The organism is Isoptericola halotolerans (assembly GCF_013149785.1).
GTDB lineage: Bacteria > Actinomycetota > Actinomycetes > Actinomycetales > Cellulomonadaceae > Isoptericola > Isoptericola halotolerans.
This window is the reverse complement of record NZ_JABEZU010000003.1, coordinates 390,961-410,343: the sequence shown is the minus strand read 5'-3', so window position 1 is coordinate 410,343 and position 19,383 is coordinate 390,961. Positions and strand designations below refer to the sequence as shown.

General features: G+C 71.3%; 26 protein-coding genes. 2 read left to right on the top strand and 24 right to left on the bottom strand.

Annotation, left to right across the window (positions count from 1 at the left end; translation table 11 throughout):
* Positions 1-13: 13 nt before the first annotated feature.
* The 11 genes from HDG69_RS14070 to HDG69_RS19630 form a co-directional block, all read right to left on the bottom strand.
* On the bottom strand, positions 14-178 hold the full coding sequence (locus HDG69_RS14070; RefSeq protein WP_171784444.1) for a hypothetical protein: 165 nt from the start codon (positions 176-178) through the stop codon (positions 14-16).
* Entirely contained in the window at positions 175-462 is a 288-nt protein-coding gene (locus HDG69_RS14065) for a hypothetical protein (RefSeq protein WP_171784443.1), read from the bottom strand. The genes HDG69_RS14070 and HDG69_RS14065 overlap by 4 nt, the downstream gene beginning before the upstream one ends.
* On the bottom strand, positions 459-1,418 hold the full coding sequence (locus HDG69_RS14060; RefSeq protein ID WP_171784442.1) for a peptidoglycan recognition protein family protein: 960 nt from the start codon (positions 1,416-1,418) through the stop codon (positions 459-461). The genes HDG69_RS14065 and HDG69_RS14060 overlap by 4 nt, the downstream gene beginning before the upstream one ends.
* A 67-nt stretch (positions 1,419-1,485) precedes the next feature.
* A complete protein-coding gene (locus HDG69_RS14055) occupies positions 1,486-1,869 on the bottom strand; it encodes a hypothetical protein (RefSeq protein ID WP_171784441.1) in 384 nt (127 codons plus the stop codon).
* Positions 1,870-1,879: 10 nt separating this feature from the next.
* Positions 1,880-2,443, bottom strand: a complete 564-nt coding sequence (locus HDG69_RS14050; protein WP_171784440.1) for a hypothetical protein — start codon at positions 2,441-2,443, stop codon at positions 1,880-1,882.
* Positions 2,443-2,688, bottom strand: a complete 246-nt coding sequence (locus HDG69_RS14045; protein WP_171784439.1) for a hypothetical protein — start codon at positions 2,686-2,688, stop codon at positions 2,443-2,445. The genes HDG69_RS14050 and HDG69_RS14045 overlap by 1 nt, the downstream gene beginning before the upstream one ends.
* Entirely contained in the window at positions 2,685-3,542 is an 858-nt protein-coding gene (locus tag HDG69_RS14040; protein WP_171784438.1) for a hypothetical protein, read from the bottom strand. Before HDG69_RS14040 ends, HDG69_RS14045 begins: the two co-directional genes overlap by 4 nt.
* A complete protein-coding gene (locus HDG69_RS14035; RefSeq protein WP_171784437.1) occupies positions 3,539-4,717 on the bottom strand; it encodes a DUF5047 domain-containing protein in 1,179 nt (392 codons plus the stop codon). The genes HDG69_RS14040 and HDG69_RS14035 overlap by 4 nt, the downstream gene beginning before the upstream one ends.
* Positions 4,717-5,574: a hypothetical protein gene (locus HDG69_RS14030; protein WP_171784436.1), complete on the bottom strand. Its 858-nt coding sequence runs from the start codon at positions 5,572-5,574 to the stop codon at positions 4,717-4,719. Before HDG69_RS14030 ends, HDG69_RS14035 begins: the two co-directional genes overlap by 1 nt.
* A complete protein-coding gene (locus HDG69_RS14025; protein ID WP_171784435.1) occupies positions 5,574-10,076 on the bottom strand; it encodes a tape measure protein in 4,503 nt (1,500 codons plus the stop codon). The genes HDG69_RS14030 and HDG69_RS14025 overlap by 1 nt, the downstream gene beginning before the upstream one ends.
* Complete coding sequence (locus tag HDG69_RS19630; protein WP_171784434.1) at positions 10,076-10,345, bottom strand: HNH endonuclease; 270 nt, start codon at positions 10,343-10,345, stop codon at positions 10,076-10,078. The genes HDG69_RS14025 and HDG69_RS19630 overlap by 1 nt, the downstream gene beginning before the upstream one ends.
* Positions 10,346-10,785: 440 nt before the next feature.
* On the opposite strand from HDG69_RS19630, the gene HDG69_RS14015 reads away from it, so the two are divergent.
* Together HDG69_RS14015 and HDG69_RS14010 are read left to right on the top strand one after the other, a co-directional pair.
* Positions 10,786-11,022, top strand: a complete 237-nt coding sequence (locus HDG69_RS14015; protein ID WP_171784433.1) for a hypothetical protein — start codon at positions 10,786-10,788, stop codon at positions 11,020-11,022.
* Complete coding sequence (locus HDG69_RS14010) at positions 11,019-11,354, top strand: hypothetical protein (RefSeq protein WP_171784432.1); 336 nt, start codon at positions 11,019-11,021, stop codon at positions 11,352-11,354. The genes HDG69_RS14015 and HDG69_RS14010 overlap by 4 nt, the downstream gene beginning before the upstream one ends.
* Here HDG69_RS14010 and HDG69_RS14005 read toward each other — a convergent pair.
* From HDG69_RS14005 to HDG69_RS13945, 13 genes are all read right to left on the bottom strand, one after another.
* A complete protein-coding gene (locus tag HDG69_RS14005) occupies positions 11,336-11,635 on the bottom strand; it encodes a hypothetical protein (RefSeq protein ID WP_171784431.1) in 300 nt (99 codons plus the stop codon). The two genes, HDG69_RS14010 and HDG69_RS14005, sit on opposite strands and share 19 nt — an antisense overlap.
* Positions 11,636-11,667: 32 nt before the next feature.
* Positions 11,668-12,339 carry a hypothetical protein gene (locus HDG69_RS14000; RefSeq protein ID WP_171784430.1) on the bottom strand — a complete coding sequence of 224 codons (672 nt, stop codon included), beginning with the start codon at positions 12,337-12,339 and terminating at the stop codon, positions 11,668-11,670.
* A 92-nt stretch (positions 12,340-12,431) separates the two neighbouring features.
* The gene (locus tag HDG69_RS13995) at positions 12,432-12,959 is read right to left on the bottom strand and encodes a phage tail tube protein (protein ID WP_171784429.1); all 528 of its coding nucleotides are present in this window, start codon (positions 12,957-12,959) and stop codon (positions 12,432-12,434) included.
* Between the two features lie 3 nt (positions 12,960-12,962).
* The gene (locus tag HDG69_RS13990; protein WP_171784428.1) at positions 12,963-13,157 is read right to left on the bottom strand and encodes a hypothetical protein; all 195 of its coding nucleotides are present in this window, start codon (positions 13,155-13,157) and stop codon (positions 12,963-12,965) included.
* 66 nt (positions 13,158-13,223) lie between these two features.
* Positions 13,224-13,643: a hypothetical protein gene (locus HDG69_RS13985; RefSeq protein WP_171784427.1), complete on the bottom strand. Its 420-nt coding sequence runs from the start codon at positions 13,641-13,643 to the stop codon at positions 13,224-13,226.
* Entirely contained in the window at positions 13,643-14,038 is a 396-nt protein-coding gene (locus HDG69_RS13980; RefSeq protein WP_171784426.1) for a hypothetical protein, read from the bottom strand. The genes HDG69_RS13985 and HDG69_RS13980 overlap by 1 nt, the downstream gene beginning before the upstream one ends.
* The gene (locus HDG69_RS13975; RefSeq protein ID WP_171784425.1) at positions 14,038-14,430 is read right to left on the bottom strand and encodes a DUF6093 family protein; all 393 of its coding nucleotides are present in this window, start codon (positions 14,428-14,430) and stop codon (positions 14,038-14,040) included. Before HDG69_RS13975 ends, HDG69_RS13980 begins: the two co-directional genes overlap by 1 nt.
* Positions 14,427-14,972: a hypothetical protein gene (locus HDG69_RS13970; protein ID WP_171784424.1), complete on the bottom strand. Its 546-nt coding sequence runs from the start codon at positions 14,970-14,972 to the stop codon at positions 14,427-14,429. Before HDG69_RS13970 ends, HDG69_RS13975 begins: the two co-directional genes overlap by 4 nt.
* A complete protein-coding gene (locus tag HDG69_RS13965; RefSeq protein WP_171784423.1) occupies positions 14,969-15,643 on the bottom strand; it encodes a hypothetical protein in 675 nt (224 codons plus the stop codon). The genes HDG69_RS13970 and HDG69_RS13965 overlap by 4 nt, the downstream gene beginning before the upstream one ends.
* 1 nt (position 15,644) lies before the next feature.
* Positions 15,645-15,869: a hypothetical protein gene (locus tag HDG69_RS13960; protein WP_171784422.1), complete on the bottom strand. Its 225-nt coding sequence runs from the start codon at positions 15,867-15,869 to the stop codon at positions 15,645-15,647.
* 59 nt (positions 15,870-15,928) lie between these two features.
* Positions 15,929-17,317, bottom strand: coding sequence for a phage major capsid protein (locus HDG69_RS13955; protein WP_171784421.1), 1,389 nt, complete (start codon positions 17,315-17,317; stop codon positions 15,929-15,931).
* 145 nt (positions 17,318-17,462) lie between these two features.
* Complete coding sequence (locus tag HDG69_RS13950) at positions 17,463-18,170, bottom strand: HK97 family phage prohead protease (protein WP_171784420.1); 708 nt, start codon at positions 18,168-18,170, stop codon at positions 17,463-17,465.
* Entirely contained in the window at positions 18,154-19,383 is a 1,230-nt protein-coding gene (locus tag HDG69_RS13945; RefSeq protein ID WP_171784419.1) for a phage portal protein, read from the bottom strand. The genes HDG69_RS13950 and HDG69_RS13945 overlap by 17 nt, the downstream gene beginning before the upstream one ends.

The following is a 19,383-nucleotide window of genomic DNA, read 5'->3' as shown; positions in this document are numbered from 1 at the left end:
CGTGACCTCCAGGTCAGTCGGTGAAGCCGGGACTCTCGTCGATCTCGGCGCACCGGCGTGCAGCCGCGGCCGAGGGGAACGGTGCGGTGCACGACGCGCACCGGTAGACGCCCGGGTCGCGCGCCTCGCAGTCCGCGGCGTCGCACGGGCCGTCGAGGTCGCAGGGCGGGCAGATCACCGGACGGGGTCCTCGAGCTCGTCCGGGGCGTCGTCGAGCCACGGCTCGGGCAGGTCCTCGGTGGTCACCTGCCCGTCGGGGCGGTAGACGACGCCGAGCCCGCCGGCGATCGTGGCCACGATGCCGGACACGGCGCCCGCGACGGCGGCGACCGTCTCGGCATGCTCGGGGGCGACGGCCGCGGTGATGGCCGCGGAGCCGGTGGCGAGCGCGCCGACGACGAGGGCGGTGTAGTAGGCGATCGTGCGGACCTTGGGCGGGATGGTGGGCTGGTAGGTGCTCATCGCTTGAAGCCTCGCTTCGAGTTGGTGACGCGCTGGAGGGATCGGATGGTGGACGACGGGTTCCACAGCTCGCCGTCGATCGCGCCGGAGTAGATCGCGTTGTCACGCAGCCAGCGCTGCAGTGCCTTGAAGGTCTCGGGTCCGACGAGGCCGTCCTGCTTGGCGCCGACGACGCCCTGCAGGGCGCGGATGGTGCGCGAGCCGGTGTAGCCGCGGCGCTTCCACTGCCAGCCGGAGCGCAGGCCGAGGTTCCGGTCGCGCCAGCGCCGGTTCTGGGAGTCGATCTGGCCATCGACGGCGCCCGAGTAGAGCCCGGCCTCCTTGAGGCGCCGCTGCAGGGCGCGGGTGGTGTCCGGGCCCCACTTGCCGTCGGTCGCGATACCCGTGGCGGGCGTGGGTGCGGGCTTGCTCGGCGCGGTGGGGCGCGAGGTGCCACCTCCGCCGAGGAGCGCGCCGCCGGCCGCGATGCGGGCGCGCTGGGCATACACGTACCGGCCCGGGCAGGCGGTGGAGGCGACATCGCGGTGTCCACGCACGGGCGCGGACCGGACCCACCACTTCCCACGGCCCTTGGCCACGATCGCGGCGGCCGTGGCCAGCGCGGCGGCGGTCGGCTCGCGGGTCTCGTAGTTGCCGGCGAAGCAGATCGCACGGGCCGTGCTGTTCCGGCCCCCGGTGTGCGCCCCGCGGCGGTTCCAAGACACGCCCTGGTAGGCACGGCCGGACGGGAAGACGATCGCGTTGTACGAGATGCCGATGCCGTAGCGGCCGAACCGGCGGTAACCGATGTCCTCGATCTTGCGCATCTCGGCCTGCTCCTGCGCCACGGTCGCGTTCGGCGACAGGTGCGTGGTCACGGTGTGATGCAGGAACACCTCGCGGGCGAGCCCTGTGAGCGTGACGTCGCCGTCGGGGCGGCGGGCGCCCCACGATCGGCGCGAGCGGATGGTGACCATGACGGGGTGCCTCCAGGGCATGCGAACGGGCCCACCGGCGGACGCGGGCGGGCTGCAGGTGGGTGGGTCAGAGGGTGAGGGCGCGCACGAGCTGGGCGAGGGGGATCGCGACGCCGACGGCGCCGATGATCGCTCCGACGACCCAGCGGCGGTCCTGCTTGCGGGCCTCGGCGGCCTTGGCGATCTCCGCGGCGCGCTGCTTGCGGTCGGCCTCGAGCTCCTTGAGGACCTGTGCGTCCGCGGCGCGCGCCTCGGCAGCGAAGCGCTCGTGGCGCTTCTCGGCGTCGGACTCGTGGTCGTGCAGGTCGCGGCGCAGGGTGGCGGTCTCGGCGTCGAGGCGTCGCACCTCGGCCTCGTGCTCGCGTCGGGTGACCATGGTGGACAGGTCGGTGCGCAGTGCACGGACGTCGTCGCGGGTCGCGTTGATCGCGTCGAGGGTGGGGTCGGTCATCGGACGGCGCCTACCGGAGCGAGAGGACTTCGTTGATGGAGACGTACCCGGGGTCGTTGTGCGAGATCGTGACCCTGCCGTCGTTGTAGAAGTACGCGTCGGCGCCCAGGGTGAAGCTGTTGACGCCAGCGGGCAGTCGCAGGAACGTGCTGAGGGTGTGGTGGTACCCCTCGGGGAGGGCGAACGCCGGCTGCGCGCCGGTGGACGAGGTGCCGACCGTCGTGAGCCGCGCCTGCACGTGGAGGTTCCCGGCCGAGTCGCGGCGGTACCGGCCGGTGCCGCCCCACCCGTTGGTGTAGGTCAGGTTGTGCCAGGGGTCCTCGGGCTGCCACACGGTCTTCCACGGAGGCGTCCCGACGCCGTCGTAGACCTGCAGCGCGGCAGGAGAGCCGACCCACGCCATCTGCCCGACGGTGGGCGAAGGCAGCTCGGCGTCGCGGGCGGCAGGGGAGGCATACCGGGGGACCGCGCGGTCGCCGAGGAAGTTGAACGCGCCCTGGAGGTGCGTCGGGATGTTCGAGACGTCGCCGTAGTCCGGCAGGCCGGTGAAGCCCTGCCACTGGTCGATGAGCATCAGATCTCCTCGGGGTCGTCGGGGACCTCGGGCTCCGGTTCGGGCTCGGGCTCCGGGTCGTGCTCGGTGGGCGGGTAGTCCGCGGCGATCGCCAGGCGGCCGGTGCGCGTGAGCACGACGGCCTGCACCTGGTCGGGGTCGAAGCCGAGGGCGCGCAAGACGGCGTCGTGGTCGGACACGTCGACCTCCACAGGTGGCTGGGGCGGCTGGGTGGTCTCGGGGGCCTCGTCGGTCACGGCGCTCACTCCCACAGGTCCGTCGGGGCGGTGTAGGTCACGACCAGGCGCGCGTTGAGCGCGAGCGCTGAACCCTCGGGCGAGGAGAAGAACCGGTCGGCCGTGCTCTCGGAGTAGAAGCCGATGCCCTCGATCGCGCTGGACGCGAGCGCTGTCGTCCACGCGGCGGGGAGCACCCAGCGGGCCGTCTGCCCGGACGAGAAGCCCGGCAGGCTCAGCGGCCCGAAGCCCGGCGTCGGCACGGGCTCCTGCCCGACGACAGGGGGGCTGCTCGCCGTGTACTGGTGGCCGTACATCCGCGGCGACGCCTGGACGGGTGTGGCGAGGTCGGTGCGGGTCATGACCAGCTCGACCAGGTGCACGGTGCCGGCGGCTGCCGCGATCGCGTCGAGCGCGGCGAGGTTGTGCAGCAGGATCGTGGCGTAGTCGACTGTCGGCAGGGCTGTCGGGGTGGGGGCGCCGGGCCCGCCCTCCTGGGGGCCCCAGCGGCCCTGCTCGACATACCCGCTGCTGCCGCGGTCGCTCTGGGATTGCCAAGGCGTCGGGGACGCGGACGAGTTCGATTTGTGCCAGTTGTGCTCCAGGAGCAAGTCCACGGTGCGGTAGTCGACGGCGCCGCTCGGGTCAGCGACGGCCCCGGCGTACACCCACCCGCCGTCGGCGGGCAGGATCAGGCAGTGCGACCCGACCGCCGGGAGCGGCAGGTGCGTGAGAACGAGCGGGCGGAAGGTCGCGCCGCCCTCGACGAACCGCACGGTGACGGACATCGGGGTGCCCGAGGTGGCCGCCGTCACGATGGCGATGCGGGGCAGCGGGGTCCGCCCGCGCCGGACCATCTCGAGGACCGCAGCAGGCGAGGTCATGCGGTCACCGCCCGCAGGTCGCGCGTCGTCACAGGGAAGTCGCCTCCAGCGGTCAGGGGGAGCGTGAAGCGGTCGATGACATGGCGGCGGACCGTGTGGGAGTACCCGGACGCCGAGGTCGGCACGACGACGTCGACGACGTCGCGCGCCTCCAGGGCGGCGTGCGGCACGGCGGACAGGTCCAGGCCGGCCGCGGCCCCCGTCCGCTTGGCGAGCTCGGCGCGCGCCACCGTGCGGCACTGCGCCAGGGACGTGAGGTTCGGCTGGGAGATGACGACCGACGCTCGACCCCAGGCGCCGGCGTCCGGGTCGCCCCAGCGCGTCGGCGACGTCGGGTCGTCGTCGATGGCCACGCCCACGATCGGGTCCGGGGCGCCGTCGGGCGTGCTGCCCTGCACCGCGACCCGGTTCACCACGTCGGCACGGGACTCGGCGCGCTGGGCGTCCACGAGCGTGCGGCCACCTCCTGGCGAGTAGCGCCCGCCGGGAGCGAAGGTCCACACCGGCTCGGTGTCGACCGTCGGGGAGTCGGCGATCACGAACTGCCCGAGCGGGTCGGCGTAGACCTGGGCCGCGATGGAGGTCGCCAGCGTGAGGATCAGGCCCCACCGGTCCGAGCCCTCCGTCATCTCTCGCACGGGCGCGTCGTGCGAGGCGACGTTGATCACGACGGCCTGGGGCAGCGACTCGCGGATCAGCTGGCCGATCAGCGCCGCCGCCGACGGGCCCTGCACGGTGCGCGGGCTGATGAAGACGTCGTCGGCCACGTGCGCCTCACGGCTGACTCCGCCCAGCGTCACCTCGGTGCGACCCAGGGCCGACCCGGACAGGTCGTCCACCCGGAACCGCCCGACAGGGATGGTCAGCGGCGTGCCGTCCGAGGTGATCAGCGAGTGCCGGACCCGCAGCTCATGGCCGCGGGTGGCCAGCCGCGGCGCCCCGTCCAGGGGGTCGGGCAGCGCCGGTGCCTGGGAGTAGGCCCCGGTCGGCAGGAACGGCGGCAGCGTCAGGCTGCAGGTGCGCCGGGTCGCGGAGGTGGCGTCCACCGTGATCGACCCCCCGACCACCGGCAGGCCCGAGTAGAGCCGCACCCCGGCCTTGAAGACGTCCACCGTCACGCTCAGGCCGTTGGAGGACCGGACGACGTCGTCGTAGGCCTCGGGGACCGGCCACATCAGAAGTTGCCCGTCGCGAGGTCGAGGTAGGAGACGTCCGCGTCGACGATGTCCTGGTACGTCGCGAACGCATCGGCCACGTCCCCGTAGGTCGCGCCGGACCAGCCGGTCGCCGGGCCCGCGGGAGTCGACACCTCGACCAGCGACAGCCGCGTGCGCCGCAGGGGCTGCAGGTCCGAGCGCATTCCCGCGGGGTTCGTCGTGCTCATCGACTGCACCTGGTAGTAGCCCGAGGGGATCTCCTCGGGCTGGCCGGACTGCAGCAGCACCACCTGACCCGGGGCCTGGCGCACAGCACGCTGCAGGGCCGACAGTTCGGCCGGGGAGTACGTCGTGACCTCCAGGTCCGGGATCATCAGCGCCCCCATGCCGGCGGACTGCGCCAGCGTGGGGCCCGACACTTCCTGGAATCCGGCCTGCGTCACCGCCCCTGTGATCTGCCAGTACCCGCCGAGCGTCTCGCGGGACTGCTCGGGCGCGAGGTTCACCTCGACGCGCGTCGTCAGCTCCGGGCGGCCCGGGACCTTGACCCATAGGCCCCACGCGGCGCCCATCATGGGGACGATCGCCTGGGCCGAGACGTGCGACCCGCCCGAGCTGTAGAAGCCCTCGGCGCGGTACCGAACCTCGACCCCCATCGGCGCCTCGTTGTCCGACCACACCAGCGTCCCGCCCGGCGCCAGCACGCGCTCCGCGCCGCGCACGGGCGTGGCGACCTGCGCCGGCGTCGAGCGCAGAATCGTCATCTCGACCGGCGACTCCGGAAAGAACCAGTTCTCGCCATGGACGACGAGGTTCACGAGGTTCCGCTGCGGGTCGAAGTTGGCCTCCATGACGCCGTCCGAGCTCGTGGGCATCAGCGCACTCCTGTCACGTAGCGGGACGCGTTGTCCTGGGCGGCCGTGGTCCCGGCCACGACACCGGCGGCCGTCCGGGCCTGGGCCGTGACGATGTACTCGCCGAGCTGGCGGATCTGCGCGTCGGACATGTGCGCGACGACGTTCCCGACGTCGACCTTCACCGGGTTGCGGTTGCCGACCGGCGTCGCATACACCGACGGCGAGACCGCCGACGGCAGCGCGACGAGGTTCGCCGCGGCCTTCGACACGCCAGCCTCGGAGTCCCGCAGGCCCAGCACCGCGCCGTCGCCGACGTGGTGCATCAGGTCGCGGAAGACGCGCGACGGGCTGTTGATCCCGAGCGCCCGCTTGAGGGCGTTCTCCATGCCCTTGGCGACCTTCTCGATCTGCGACTCGATCTTCTTCTGGTTCTTCTCCAGGCCCGCCACGAGGCCCTCGGCAGCCGACAGGCCGCCCTTGTAGAAACCCTCGGTCACGACCTGGCCCGAGCGACCCGCCCAGTACTCGATGTCCTTGTAGGCCGCGTTCATCTGCTTCGCGTCCGACTTCGACAGCTGCAGCAGGGCGTCAGCGGCCTCCTGGCCGCCCTCGACGCCCATGGAGGCGACCTCCTGCAGGACGGCGCCGGAGAAGCCCTGCTGCTCGAGCTTGCGCAGCGTCAAGGCGAACTTCTTCGCCCGGCCGGCGTAGGCCTTCGCCTTCGCCAGCATCGACTTCCCGGTCGGGGAGTCGTACCAGACCTCGCCGCGAGCGTTCGTGCGCTGCTGCGGGCTGGCGGCGTCGGCCAGCGAGAAGCCGCCGGTGATCGTGTTCGACACCTGCGAGGAAATCTGGCCCAGCTCCTGGACCCGGTCCCGGGCGTCGGCGAGCCGCTTCTCGATCTTCTCGGCCTGCGCGTAGAGCTTGCGCATCTCGCGCTCGGCCGACCGGGACGCGTCCGCCAGCCGGTTCGACTGCTTCTTCGTCAGGTCACCCGAGCGCGCCAGGCCCATCATGTCGTCGGCGACCGCGTAGGCCCCCGACAGCGACCCCGTGGCCTGGTCCTGGATGGCGCCGCGCCGGACGTCGGTCCGAAGCTCGCGCCGCTCCTCGCGCAGACGACCACGTCGGGCACGCTGGTCCTGCACCGCCTGACGACGCTCGTCCAGACGCTGCTCCGCCGTCGCGGTGCGCTTCTCAGCGTCCCGCACCCGCCGCTCCAGAGTCCGCACCCGCGAGTCCGGGGCGCCACCCTTCTGTGCATCCGACAGCGCCCGCTCGGCGTTGCGCTGTGCGGCACGCGCCGCCTGAGCACGCTCGCGCGCCCGGTCACGACGCTCCTGCGCGCGACCCAAAGCCCGGTCCGCCGACCCGACTGCGCCACCGGCGGCGAACGCCTCCACCTGTCCCAGCACGGCCCGGCGCATCGCCTCGATGGCGCCGTGACCGCCAGCCGCCTGGACCTCCTTGGCGGTCCACACGTGCTCGCCGTTCGACAGCAGCGCCGGGATCGAATCCGAGGTGCCGGTGCCGGGTCCGCGGACCCCGCCGCCGGCCGCCAGCGCCAGGTGCACGTGGTTGTTGTGCGTGCGGCGCGTGACGTCCGCGACGTCGTTGGTCCGTCGGCCGTTGCGGATGAAGCCGCGCGGCGTGTAGTACAACTCCTTCGCCTGCGAACCGAAGGCCTGCGCCAGCAGGTCGAACGTGCGCCCCATGTTCGGCGAGACGATATCGACGGCTCGGCCCATTCCGTGGTAGCTCGGACGGCCGGTCGCCGTGACTGCGCCCGGCCGGTAGCCCGACGTGATCTGCGCGCCCGGATCCAGGCTCTTGACGGCCTGTGTCATCTGGCCCACGCCGCGCGGAGTGGTCCCGGGCCAGCCGTGGCCCTCGCCGTCGCCGAATCCGTTGGCCTTGCCGTTGGCGGCGAAGTCGAAGACGACCTTGCCGTTGACGGTCGTCGTCATCGGCTTGGTGACCTCGGAGCGGAAGAGCTCCAGCGACTTGAGCGCGTTCGACGTGTCCGCGTCGACCTTGACCGACGCGCCCTGGTCGTCGATCCAGTCGGTCAGGCTGACGACGGTCGCCCGACCCTTGTCGTCCTTGCCGAGGATCGTCACGGTGCCGTCGGTCGCGTCGACGTCGGCCACGTAGTCACGCAGCGTCGCGACGGCCTCGCCGTCGGCGCCATAGATCGTGACCGTGCCCTCGGCCTCGTTGACCTCGGCCGTCAGCGAGCGCACCGCCTCGGATGCCCGAATTGTGTCGCCCTCGACTGAGAGGGTGCCCTCGGCCTTGCTGATCTCGTCCAGCAGGAGACCGAGATCCCTCTCAGCGATCGACCCGTCAGCCTCGATCTGGATGACCGGGTTCCGCTCCGACTCGACAGCCTCGACGATGTCGCCGCCGGTGCCGCGCCACGCCTCGACGAGGCGCTCACGCTGCTTCGGGCTCGCGTCGGCGAAGGTCTGCAGCGCCGCGGCGCCCGCAGGGCCCGCCTCGATGAGCTCGTCGACCATCGCGTGCGCGGCGGCCGCCATGTCGGCTGGCATCTGCTCGCGGATGTCACGCGTGACGCTGAGGATGTTGTCGCGCCAGTTCGCCTGCGCCGTGGCCTGCGCCTCCAGCTCGGCGATCCACTCCTTCATGCTGACGGTCGTGCCGTCGTAGAAGTCCTCCCACGACTTCTCGGCGTCGCCGGACGCGACGGCGGCCTCCTCGGCCATCTCGCGGTTCTTGTCGATGACCGACTGGAAGCCGTCCGTCAGGCCGATGAAGGACGCGTCCGCGCCCGCGACCATGTCGCGCCAGTCCTCGAGCGCCTTCTCCGCCGCCTCGAGCGCCTTCTGCTGCTCTTCCATGGCTGCGGTCGCGTCGTAGGCGGAGTCGGACATGCCGTCCTGAGCCGCGCCGAGGTCGTCCGCTGCACTGCCGGCGGCGCGAGCCTCCTCGGCTCCCAGGCCGAGCGACTTGCGCTGCTCGTCGAGCATGTCGGTGACAATCCGGCCGCGGTTGTAGAACTCGGTGTCGTTGACGTTCTTCTGGCTGGCGTCCCACTCCTCAGCAGCACGGGTAACGGCGGCGATGTCCTCCGGGACGCCCTGGATGTAGCCCGCGAGCTGCTCCACCGAGAGGCCGAGGTCGTCCGCGGCGGACTTGATCGAGTAGAAGTCGGCGCCCGCCAGGCGGTCGAGCCAGCCGCGCTGATCCTGCGTCAGGACCTCGGAGAGGCGTGTCATCGAGTCGGCGGTCGTGTTGCCGGCGTCGTCCAGGGTCGCCTTCCACGCCTCGGTCTCTGCGCGCGCCTCAGCGGCACTCGTAGCCCAGATACCGAAGGCCACGGCGGCGGCGCCCAGCACGGCGGGCAGCCCGACGGCGGCCGCCCGGACGCCCTTCACGGCCAGCGCCGCACCCTTGCCGCGCGTCGCGAAGTCGGTCAGGGCGGCGTTGGCTGCCACGATCCGCGGCGTCAGGAGGGCGAACCCGCCCCCGAGGACACCGACGGCGGCCGTGATGACAGCGAGCGCCGTAGCGGTGTTCTGGAGCGGCTCAGGCAGGCGCTCGAACGCTCGCATCATGTCGGCGGCCCAGTTGAGCAGGTCGACGAGCGCGCCGCCGCCTTCAGGGTCGACAAGGGGCTTGGCGAGCTCGGCGCCGAAGTCGCGCCACGCGGCCTTCACTCGATCCACGGCCCCCGCGAAGGTCTCCTTCACGCCGTCGGCCGCGCCCGCGAACTCCTCCTGCATGCCGTTGACGAGCGGGTCCCAGACCTGGGCGGCCGGAATGCCGCCCGGCTTGCTGGCCATGTCGCGGATCTCGGACGCCGTCTTGCCCATCTGGTCACCGATGAGCTGCGCGGCGTCGATGCCGTAGTACCCCAGCCGCTGCAGCGCATCACCGCTGAGGCGCGACTCGGAGTTGATCCGCGCCATGATCTCGGAGATGGCCGCGATCTGTTCGTTCGAGCCACCCATGGCTGCGACGGCGTCCTGAATCGCAGACAGGGCCGGGACGACCTTCTCGGCCTCGACACCGAAGCCGAGCATCTGCTGCTGCGCTTGGATGAAGACAGCCTTCGAGAACGGGCTGTTGCGCGCGAAGTCGTCGAGCCGGTCCATCTGGTCGGCGGCGGCCGAAGCCGAACCCAGCAGTGTCGTCAGCGCGGCGCGGGTCGTCTGCTGCAACTGGTTGTACTCGATGCCCGTCTTGAGCGCGGCCGCGCCGAGCGCTGCCGTCGCAGTGCCGACCGTCAGCAGCACCTTGCCGGTGGCGTCCCACGCCTGGCGGTTCTGCTCGGCCGACTTCACCATCCGCTGGAAGGCGGACTCGGTCTGCTTGCCACTGCGGTTGGCGTACTCGCCAACGGTGACGATGACACCCGACGCCTTGCGCGCCGAGCTCGAGACCTTCTCCGTCGACTCGCCGACCTTCTCGGTCGCCTTCGCGGCCTGGTCCATCGCCTGCTTGTACTGGCCGATCTCGGCCCGCATCACGACGCGGACAGTCCTGTCATCGGCCATCAGGCGACCTCCTCTCGGGCACCCTTGGCGGTGTTGCAGGTGAGGTGCGAGCACTGGGTGTTGGCGCGCGTGTGGGAGCCCCCGCGTGCGATCGGCACGACGCGATCCAGGCTCGGGCTCATCGGGTCAGGCCAGGCGATGCCTCGATCCACGGGCTCATCGCAGATGCCGCAGACCCAGCCGTCTCGCTCGAAGATCTCGACCCGGTCGAAGACCTCGAACTCTGCGCCCAGCACGCGGGCGCGGCGGGCGTCGAGATACTTCGTCACGCGGTCGCGCGGGTTCTTCCTCTTCCACTCCGCCGCGCGACGGTTGCTGCACTCTCGGCAGTACGGGCCTCGCAGCTCGACCACCGGGGTATCGACGCCGCACCTCGGGCACACCTTCCGACCGTCGACGACCTCGCCACGAGCTCGGGCCGTAGGGCTACCGTGGCGATGCCATCGCGTCCAGTGCCTGGTGCACCATCCGCGGGCCTGGACGACTCCCGAGCACCCGTCGATCGAGCACTTGCCGACGCCGACCACCTTGGTTCGCGGGGTGACGTACAGCGGGTCGCCGTGAGTCCGCCAACGCTGGTAGTGCATCCCGCACATGCCTCGGCCGCTTCCCGGCCGGAGGGCCCGGTCGCATCCGTCGATCCCGCAGGAGCGCTCATCAGCCACGAGATCACCCCCCGGTCGGTATGAAGTTCTGAGACGATGGGTCGATGACTGCCCAGGAGACGAAGACGTATGCGCCGTGGTGGAGGTCGGCGCCGATGTTCGTGATCCTCGGCGTCCTCGTGGTCGTGGGAGCGATCTACACGGCCGTCCAGGTGTACGAAGCGCGCGAGCAGGATCGGCGCACTGACGGCTACTACTGCACCTTCGAAGGCGTTGGGCCGCTCGATCGCGCCCCGCAGACGGGCGAGCGCTGCATCGACGTCAAGGAGCAGGGCTGGTGACCGAGGAGGCGCCCGAGGGGGCCAAGAAGGGCGGCAACGGCTGCCTTCTGTGGGGCTGTGCCGTACCGGCAGGGCTGGTGCTGCTGCTGATCGCCTCGTGCACGATCTCGTCGTTCAGCGGCGGCGAGTCCGCAGGAAGCCAGTGTCGGAGCCTTGCGAGTAGCACCTACGGCGGCGACAACCGCTTCACCGAGGTGACGTTCACCGACGGCGACTTCATCAAGGGCACGATCGGCCAGATCGTCGGTGGCGAGGAGCGCCCCTACGCGCACTGGGAGTGCAGCATGGAGTCCGGAGAGCCGGAGATCACCTTCTACTCCCCGGCCAACTGAGACCCCCGCGGCCCCTTGTCCTGCACGGTGATGCGCAGGCCGTGGGTGTCGGCGGTCGGGTTGCTCGCGTACTCGGCCTGCGTATCCTCGACGAGCGCCGCCGCATGGTCCACGACCTCGTCGACGTCGAAGATCCGGTCCGGGTCCTGAGCGACCCACGACGGGATGCCGTGCGCGTTCAGGGACTGCTCGAGGTAGACCAGCCCGCCAGCGAGCACCCGGTCACGGTTCGTCCACGGCCGGTTCGGCTTGCCGAGGCCGAGGTAGGCCTCCGGGCGCACAGACCACTTCTGCGCGACCCGGAGGGCGTGGGTCAGCCCCGGGAGCTCGTGGAGCGCCCGGGCGACGTAGGGACCGGCGGCTCGACCTCGTCCGAGGTCGCCGCGTCCACAGCGGTGTACAGCCGGTCGATCCACTGCTGGCCGTGCGGCTTGGACCGCAGCGCCTTGAGCTGCTCGACGGTCACGGAGCCGGTGGAGCCCGCCGGCGTCTCAATCCCGACGACGGCGTTGGCGACCAGCACGAGGTTGCGGTCCTCGTCGGCCTCGGCCTTCTTGCGGCCGTACTCCTCGACGCGCTCGTGCCACCGGTCCTTGATCGCCTGGGCCACGCCCTCCTTCGGCGGGACCGGCATCTTCGGCGCCGCGACGACGTCGAAGGAGGCCTTGATCTCGTCGTTCGACAGCGCCCGCACGGTCCAGGTCATCTTGGAGGCCTGCAGCCGCTCGAGCCACTGCTCGGCCTCCGCCTCGAGCTCGGCGCGGCGGGTCTCGTCGGACTCGGCGCCCAGGGGCGCGTCCTGCTTGCGGTCGTCGGGGCCGTCGTCGTCGAGCGCGTCGAGCGCGGCCTCGATCTCCTGGCAGCGGCGCGCGGCCTCGTGGTCGGTGTAGATCACGACCTCACGGGTCGCGATGGTGCCGGTCTCCACGAAGGCCAGCAGGTCGAAGTCCTCGGTGACGCCGGCGGCGTCCTTGGTCTGGTCCACAGGTCTCTCCTCACAGGTCCACAGGTCAGGTCACAGGTCAGGGGTGGTGCCCGGCCCGCGCGCACCTGTGAGACGCGCGGGCCGGGGGTCTGTCAGGGGCCAGCGACGATCGCGAACCGGCGCCGGGACTGGATGCCCAGCGGCACGATGTTCTTGACGTAGCCCGAGCGGTCGGAGGGCTCCTGCGGCTCGTCCGTCAGGGCCTCGTAGATCCAGCCCTCGTCGCCCTCGGCGAGCGCGACGGTGGCCTTCGGCCCGATCCGCTCGACGAAGTACGCCATCACGCCCTTCTCGCCGATCGCGGTGAAGAGGGTGTCCTCGGCGGCGTCGACGTGGCCGGTCTCGTCCAGCTCGCGCAGGACCGTGACCGTGCCCTCGTAGTTCGAGTTGCCGAACGTCGTCGCGTTCCCGGACCGGCACAGTGGCTGGTCCGGCACCGTGTCCGACGCGGACGCAGAGAGCCGGTAGTCCGGCTTGTTGATCTGGCACGTGGCGTCGATCAGGGCCGTGAGGTCCGTGAGCGTGAGCTCCAGGGGCTCGGCGAAGTCCCCCTCGTCGTAGCCCTCGGGCATGGTCAGCGTGACGTCGACCCGGGTACGGCCGTCAGCGAGCGTGAGCATGGCTCACTCCTTTCCTTCCCCGGCGACCGGGGTCTCGGTGGACTTGGCCGGCGCCGACGGCGCGGCCTTCTTGCCCGCGGCCTTCGACCGCGGAGTACGGGACAGGTGCGGGCCGACCACCGGGTGACCGATGGCCTTGGCGGGCACCCGGTTCGGGAGCTTCTTGCCGGTGCGGTTGTCGTAGGCGTCGACGAGCACGATGAGCCTCCTGGGGGCATGGCGAGAACCCCGCACGCTGGCGCGACGGGGTCGGGTGGGTAGGGGTCAGGCGGGCTGAGAGTCGAGCGAGTACGTCTCGACGCCGACGCCCGGATGGGTGTTCGAGGCCGGCATGGTCACGTCGCGGTCGACGAAGACGGCCTCGGATCGCTCGTAGTGGACCTGCAGTAGGCGCCCGGGCATTGGGACCGTGGTCCACTCGTGAGCCGGCGACCACAGCGCCCGGACCCGGCGCAGCGTGAGCAGCACGGAGTCCGGGTTCGCCCCGACGGCCTTCACGCGGAAGGTCGTGTGCAGGGAATGCGAGGTGCCACAGACCGGCATGTCGAGCACGCCGCCCCAGCCGGGCGCCTCGAGCACGAGGTACGGCAGGTCGGCCAGCGCGTCGTCCGGCGCGTAGATCCGGTGCACCGGGCGCCCCAGCGTCGCCAGGGACGCCTCCAGCGCCTGCAGGTGCGCGAGCATCAGAAGACGTCCGCCGCTTCGCGCGCCAGGTACTTCATGACCTCCGGCGCCTCGGCGTCCAGCGCGCCCTGCGGGTCCGGCAGCGTGCCGCCACCGCCGTGCACGCCACCGAAGTACGCGACGTGCGCGAGCTTGGCCTGCTCGTGGCGGGCGCGGTTCGGGCCGATCTCCGTGGAGAACGACGTGCCCTCCTCGCGGACCTTCTCGTAGTCGATCGTGTAGCCGAGCTTGAAGTACCGGCGGCTCTTCTCGGCCTCGGAGCGCATCTGGTCGCGGATGTTCTTCGCGCCTCGCCCCAGGATCGCGGGGACCTTCTTGGCGGCACTCTCGGGCGCCGCGGCCAGGTCTGCCGAGAGGGTGCGCAGCTCGGAGGTGTCGAACGAGATGCCGGTCATCACGCCTCCTCGACGGTCGTGAGCTCGTCGACGTAGTGCCGCTGCGCGGTCATCCACGTCTTGTCGAACGGGGCGGTGATGCGGAAGCGGCGGGAGCCGACCGAGACGACGTCACCTACGTGCACCGGGCCCGCGGTGACGGGTAGATGGATCGAGTACCGCTGCACCGTCGGCGAGGACGAGCCGGCCTCCGGGGTCTGCTCGTGTGGGGCGTAGGTCTGGATCTTGCAGGGGCCGGTGTAGACCTCGATCGCCGGCGTGGTCACGACGCCCGTCTCGGGGTCCATGACCGGCTCGCCGGGGCGGCCAACCGTGCAGAGGTCGACCATGAGGGACTCGGCCTGGCGTCGCATCGGACCGATGGCCGCAGCGATCGCGTCGAGCATGCTCATCGCACGACCGGGATCACGTAGGGCGCCAGGGCGCCAGTCCGACCAGCGATGCCCGCCAGCGCCGTCGTGGCGTTCGCGTAGGTCGTGGACGCGTCGTCGACCGACACGGTGCGCACGGACCGGTCGCGGCGCTCGGTGAGGGCAAGTTGCGCGATCAGCGGCAGAAGGTCCGGCGGGGTCTCGTCGTAGCCGTGGGTCATGTCGACCTCGACCGCCTCGTACCCTGCCGGCCAGTAGCCCCCAGTGCGGCGCACGAGCCCGGTCCTGCGCGAGGCCCGGTACCCGCCCGGCTCGATCGTGACCGGGTCGTCGCCTGTCGCGTCGCGGACGTCGGCGATCTCGTCGAGCTTGAGGGTGGGCAGCCGCAGCACCCGCTCCCGCATGCCCACGTCGAGGTAGACGGTCTCGCTAGGGCGCTTGGGGGCGATGTGCCACCCTGCCGTCTTGCGCATGGCGGCCACGGCGGCGTCGACCTCGGTCTCGGAGAACGGGGCGCCGGGTCGGTCGTCGAGGTCCTCAGGGCCGACCATGTCATTCGTCATGAGTCCCCCTTGACGATGTCGATCGAGCAGCGACAGTTGGCCGTTTCCTCGGCAGGGCCGCGGGCGCCGGGCTGGCGCAGCCCGTTGGAGAACGACTCCCGCATGGGCACGGTCTCGCCGGACAGTGCGGCGTGCGACTCGCGCGGGTTCGTCGAGTTGACGCGCCAGACCTTGAACTCGGCGTCGTTGGCCTCGCCGGCATCCTGCGCAGCGAAGCTGATCGAGGCCGTGACCATGTCACCAGCCAGGGCAGGCGCCTGCTTGGAGATGCGCACGACCAGTGCGTCCATCGCCGCGTCGGTCGCCTCGTCGGGGTTCTCGGCGAAGTAGCGCACGAGCCGTGCCCAGTACTCCGTTTCGCCGTCGGCGATGCTCGCGGCCGTCTTGCGCAGCCACGGTTGCATCACCTCGGGGTCCCACTTGCGGGCCCGCTCGTCACCGAGAGCCAGGGCGACGCGCTGGCCGGCCTCGTCCGCGGTGGTCGTCAGCTCGGCGTGGATGACGTCGCGCAGGTCTCGGCGCAGGGCGGCCGGGACGGTGATCCTCGCCCCGGTCGACAGGCGGGCGGCCAGGTCATCCGTGATCGCGTCGACCACCGGCACGAGAGCGGCTGTGGCGTCCCGCTCACGCCGGGCCCGCAGCAGCGGGTAGTGGGTGTCGACGCGGACCACGTCAGTCCTTGGCGGTCTCGGGTGCCTGGCGCTCGGCGGCGTTCTCCTTGGCCGGGGTGCGGCCGCGACCCTTGGGCTTGCGGCCGAGCATGGCGGCAGCCTTCTCGGCGGTCGCGCTGTCGCCCTGACGCTCGGCGCGGGCGAGCAGTCGCTCGGTGGCGGCCTTGCGGTCGGCGTCGTAGTCGCGTGTCGCCGGCGCACCGGCGCGGTTCTTGCTCAGAGCCATGGCTCGTCCTCTCGATGAGCGAGGGGCGCCCGACGTGCTGCCGGGCGCCCCTGCGTGGATCAGGCGTACGGGTCGACGAGCCCGGCGCCGGTGAGCTCCACGACCGACTGCGGGTAGCGGCCGGCGGTGAAGGCGAGGTAGCCGTACACCTGCAGGCGGACCGTGAGGGTGCCCGAGCCGACCGAGGGGTAGACGCGGGTGCGGATGCCGGACTCCCACAGGCGCAGGTCGTCGGCCTTCATCACGAGGATGACGTCCTCGTTGGACTCGGTGCCCAGCGTCGTGGGGATCGAGGCGTCCAGCACGACCGGCAGGCCGAGCAGAGTGCCGACGACACCCTCGGCCCCGAGGGAGCCGAACGACGCGAGCGAGTTCTGCGGGGCCTGCGCGCCCGGCACGACCAGGGGGCGGTCGTTCGAGTCGAGCTGGCCCAGCAGCCACGACCAGCGGCGCGGGTGCATGACGATCACCGTGGCCGGGCGGAACCGGCTCGTGTTGATCTGCGACGTGGCCTGGGCGATGCCTCCGTAGATGGCGGCGACCGTGGCCGCAGCGACCGCGACGGTCCCGATGCCGGCCGTGTTCCGGATGCCGACCACCTGGCCGTTCGACCCGGTTCCGGAGAGGACGCCCTGGTCGAGCTTGGTCGCGTAGTCACCCACCAGGTCACCGAAGATGACCTGGTCGAAGCTGACCGGAGACTGCTCGAGCAGCTGCACCGCGATGTCCTGCTGACCGGCGATGGTGCGCACGGGCGCCGGCACCGAGGTGTCGGTCAGGTCCGTCTCGGAGACGGCCGCGTTGTCCGCGGTCTGGATCGCCGTCGAGGTGCCGGTGGCGACCTTCGGGACGTTGATCGAGTCCGTGCCGGGCGGCAGGGGCTCGCCGGGCACGACGTTCGCCGTCGGGCGGCCGGCACGGGCCAGCTCCACCCACTGCGACATGAGCCACGCCGGCGGGACGAAGAATCCGCCCTCGCCGTCGGTGCGCGTCAGGTCGCGGTACTCGCCCTTGGCCTCCTTGACCTCCTGGGCGTGGCGGTCGAGGCGCTGCCGGGCACCGCCATCGCCGTCCATGTTGAGGCCGACCGAGACGATGTCCCGGAAGTAGGACGCGCGCCCGTCCTGGCGGTACGTGGCCTCCTCGGAGACGACCTCCGCGCGGCGGCGTGCGCGCTGCACGGCGCGAGCCCCGTCGGTGATGTTGGCCTCGCGCTCGGCCTCCTCGGACAGCTCGGAGATCCGCTCGTCGAAGCGGGCGATCTCGCCGTCCTTGTCCTTGATCTTGGCGGTGAGGCCGCGGAACTCCGTGTCCTCCTCCTCGGAGAGGTCCTCGCGGGCCTCGTCCTCAGCCACCTCGACGATGGCCTTGCGCTGGGCGAGCAGCTGCTCGCGCTCCTTCTGGGCTGCCTCGCGCTTGGCGATCAGCCGCTTGAGACGCTCGTCCATGACGGCATCTCCCTTCTCCCGGTGTCCGGGTAGTGGGTTGCGGGGGATCGCTCGGGTGGCACGGCGACGCGGCCCGGGTGCAGTGCTGCTGCGGCGCGGGGGCGTGGGGTGACGGCGCGAACGGGGTGTTGCGGGTGGCCTGAGGTCAGGCCAGGCCCTCGATGACCGCACGGGCGGCGGCGAGGGAAGTCGTGGTGCGTGCACCGCGCTGTGCGCGCAGGTACGCGTTGAGGTGGCGCTGGGCGGCCTCGGCCTCAGCGCGGTCGAGGCTGGAGCGCGCTGCGGCGAGTTCGGACTCGTCGGCCTCGGCCAGAGCGCGCACGGCGTCGACGAGCCCGACGGAGGTGGCCGAGTTCGCGCCGTAGTTCACGATCGAGACGTCACCCTTGTGGATCGACACCTCGGTCAGCCGACGCTCGGCCTTCTCGTCGTCCCACTGCTCGCGGATCGCGTAGAACGCGAAGCTCATCTCGTCCATGTCGCCGCGCTCGAGCTTGACCCCGAGGGACTGCACCTCGGGGTCGCGCCGGTCGAGCTCGGCACGCATCTTGAGGCCGTGCTTGTCGGTCGAGAGCTGCAGCGTGCCCGACTTGGTGCGCGCCAGAGGCATGCCGCCGTGGTTGAGCAGCAGGGGGACGTCCGCGTTCGACTTGAGCGTCTTGTCGAAGGCACGACGATCGATGATCTCGGTGAAACCGCCCTTGTCGGGTCCTCCCCAGATGTCGTAGGGCGACTCGAAGACGCTCGCGTACCCCTCGACGACGAGCGTGTCGTCGCCATCGGCGCGCACCTGCATGGGTGCGGTCATCAGGCGACGCTCACGCGTGCCGAGCAGGTCACTCCTGCGGTCCATCGGAACCTCCCTGGTCGCCGCCCTTGTCTGCGAGCGGGTCGGACCCGAGAGGGCCCATGTTGAGCGGCTGCAGGTACTCGTCGCCGCCCTCGACGGGGGCACGGTCCTCCAGCTCGCGGATCTCGTTGACGTTCAGCCAACCGGCATTGCGCGCCGAGACGTAGGCGTCGTAGCGGGCCTTGGTGTCGCCGCGCAGCAGCGCCTCGACGTTGAAGCGGACGAACTGCCCCCGGGGGAGCAGGTCAGAGATCGCCTGCTCGATGACGGTCAGCCACGGGCGCAGGTTGAACCGCACGAATCCGATGGACTGCTGTTCGATCCCGGAGCCCCATGACGTTGACCGCTCGGTGTCGCCGATCATGTGCGGCGGCACGCCGAAGAGTCGGGCGATCTCGCCGGTCTGGAAGCGGCGCGTCTCGAGGAACTGCGACTCCTCGGGCGTGATGGAGATGCGCCGGTACGTCAGGCCGCCGGACAGCATCGCGGGGTGGCGCTTGCCGCCGTGCGAGTCGATCCAGGCCTCCATGTTGCGGTCGGCCTGCTCCTGGGTCAGGTCGTCGGCCGACTCGAGCACCGATGACGGGTCCGCGGACTCGCCGAACCACTTCGCACCGTACTTGCGCGCTGCGAGGTCCAGGCCGATCGACTGCGCCGCCTCGCCGATGGGAGAGATGCCCAGCGCGGCGCCCGGGGCGCGCAGTCGCGGGATGTGCACCATGTCGGCGGCCGGGATGACCTCCCCACCGAAGCGGTACGTCACGGCGTAGGTGCGCTCGTCGATCTCGATCTGCACGTCGTCTGGATGGACCGGCAGCAGGCTCGATGGGTACTCCAGGGCGTCGCGCGCCTGGACGATCAGGTAGGCGTTGCCGCGCAGGGCGAGTGACGTCACGACCTGGCTGTAGAAGTCCACGTTGGTCATCGACGGGTTCGGGCGCCGGACGAGCGCTGGCGTTCGCGGCACCTCCTGGCGGATGCCGTCGACCTTGCGCAGGCAGTCCATCGGCAGCGTCGCGATGTTGTCGGCGAGCAGCTTCACGCAGGCGTACACGGCGACCGACCGCATGGCCGTGCGCTCGGATACGTGCTCGCCGGCGCTCGACAGGCCGGACTCGAAGTTGGTCGGCACCGACGGGGTGAACTCGCGGCGCTCGGGCGGCGCGGCCGTCGGAGGGGTCGGGATCAGCGCGGAGAGGCGAGACAGGAAGCCCAC

Coding starts and splice junctions, on each gene's coding strand:
- HDG69_RS14055 (WP_171784441.1), bottom strand. CDS start 1,869: ATGACCGACCCCACCCTCGACGCGATCAACGCGACCCGCGACGACGTC.
- HDG69_RS14035 (WP_171784437.1), bottom strand. CDS start 4,717: ATGTGGCCGGTCCCCGAGGCCTACGACGACGTCGTCCGGTCCTCCAAC.
- HDG69_RS13975 (WP_171784425.1), bottom strand. CDS start 14,430: ATGAGCATGCTCGACGCGATCGCTGCGGCCATCGGTCCGATGCGACGC.
- HDG69_RS14040 (WP_171784438.1), bottom strand. CDS start 3,542: ATGACCTCGCCTGCTGCGGTCCTCGAGATGGTCCGGCGCGGGCGGACC.
- HDG69_RS13970 (WP_171784424.1), bottom strand. CDS start 14,972: ATGACGAATGACATGGTCGGCCCTGAGGACCTCGACGACCGACCCGGC.
- HDG69_RS14065 (WP_171784443.1), bottom strand. CDS start 462: ATGAGCACCTACCAGCCCACCATCCCGCCCAAGGTCCGCACGATCGCC.
- HDG69_RS13950 (WP_171784420.1), bottom strand. CDS start 18,170: ATGGACCGCAGGAGTGACCTGCTCGGCACGCGTGAGCGTCGCCTGATG.
- HDG69_RS13960 (WP_171784422.1), bottom strand. CDS start 15,869: ATGGCTCTGAGCAAGAACCGCGCCGGTGCGCCGGCGACACGCGACTAC.
- HDG69_RS14015 (WP_171784433.1), top strand. CDS start 10,786: ATGACTGCCCAGGAGACGAAGACGTATGCGCCGTGGTGGAGGTCGGCG.
- HDG69_RS14060 (WP_171784442.1), bottom strand. CDS start 1,418: ATGGTCACCATCCGCTCGCGCCGATCGTGGGGCGCCCGCCGCCCCGAC.
- HDG69_RS13995 (WP_171784429.1), bottom strand. CDS start 12,959: ATGCTCACGCTCGCTGACGGCCGTACCCGGGTCGACGTCACGCTGACC.
- HDG69_RS13955 (WP_171784421.1), bottom strand. CDS start 17,317: ATGGACGAGCGTCTCAAGCGGCTGATCGCCAAGCGCGAGGCAGCCCAG.
- HDG69_RS14050 (WP_171784440.1), bottom strand. CDS start 2,443: ATGCTCATCGACCAGTGGCAGGGCTTCACCGGCCTGCCGGACTACGGC.
- HDG69_RS14030 (WP_171784436.1), bottom strand. CDS start 5,574: ATGCCCACGAGCTCGGACGGCGTCATGGAGGCCAACTTCGACCCGCAG.
- HDG69_RS14025 (WP_171784435.1), bottom strand. CDS start 10,076: ATGGCCGATGACAGGACTGTCCGCGTCGTGATGCGGGCCGAGATCGGC.
- HDG69_RS13985 (WP_171784427.1), bottom strand. CDS start 13,643: ATGCTCGCGCACCTGCAGGCGCTGGAGGCGTCCCTGGCGACGCTGGGG.
- HDG69_RS13980 (WP_171784426.1), bottom strand. CDS start 14,038: ATGACCGGCATCTCGTTCGACACCTCCGAGCTGCGCACCCTCTCGGCA.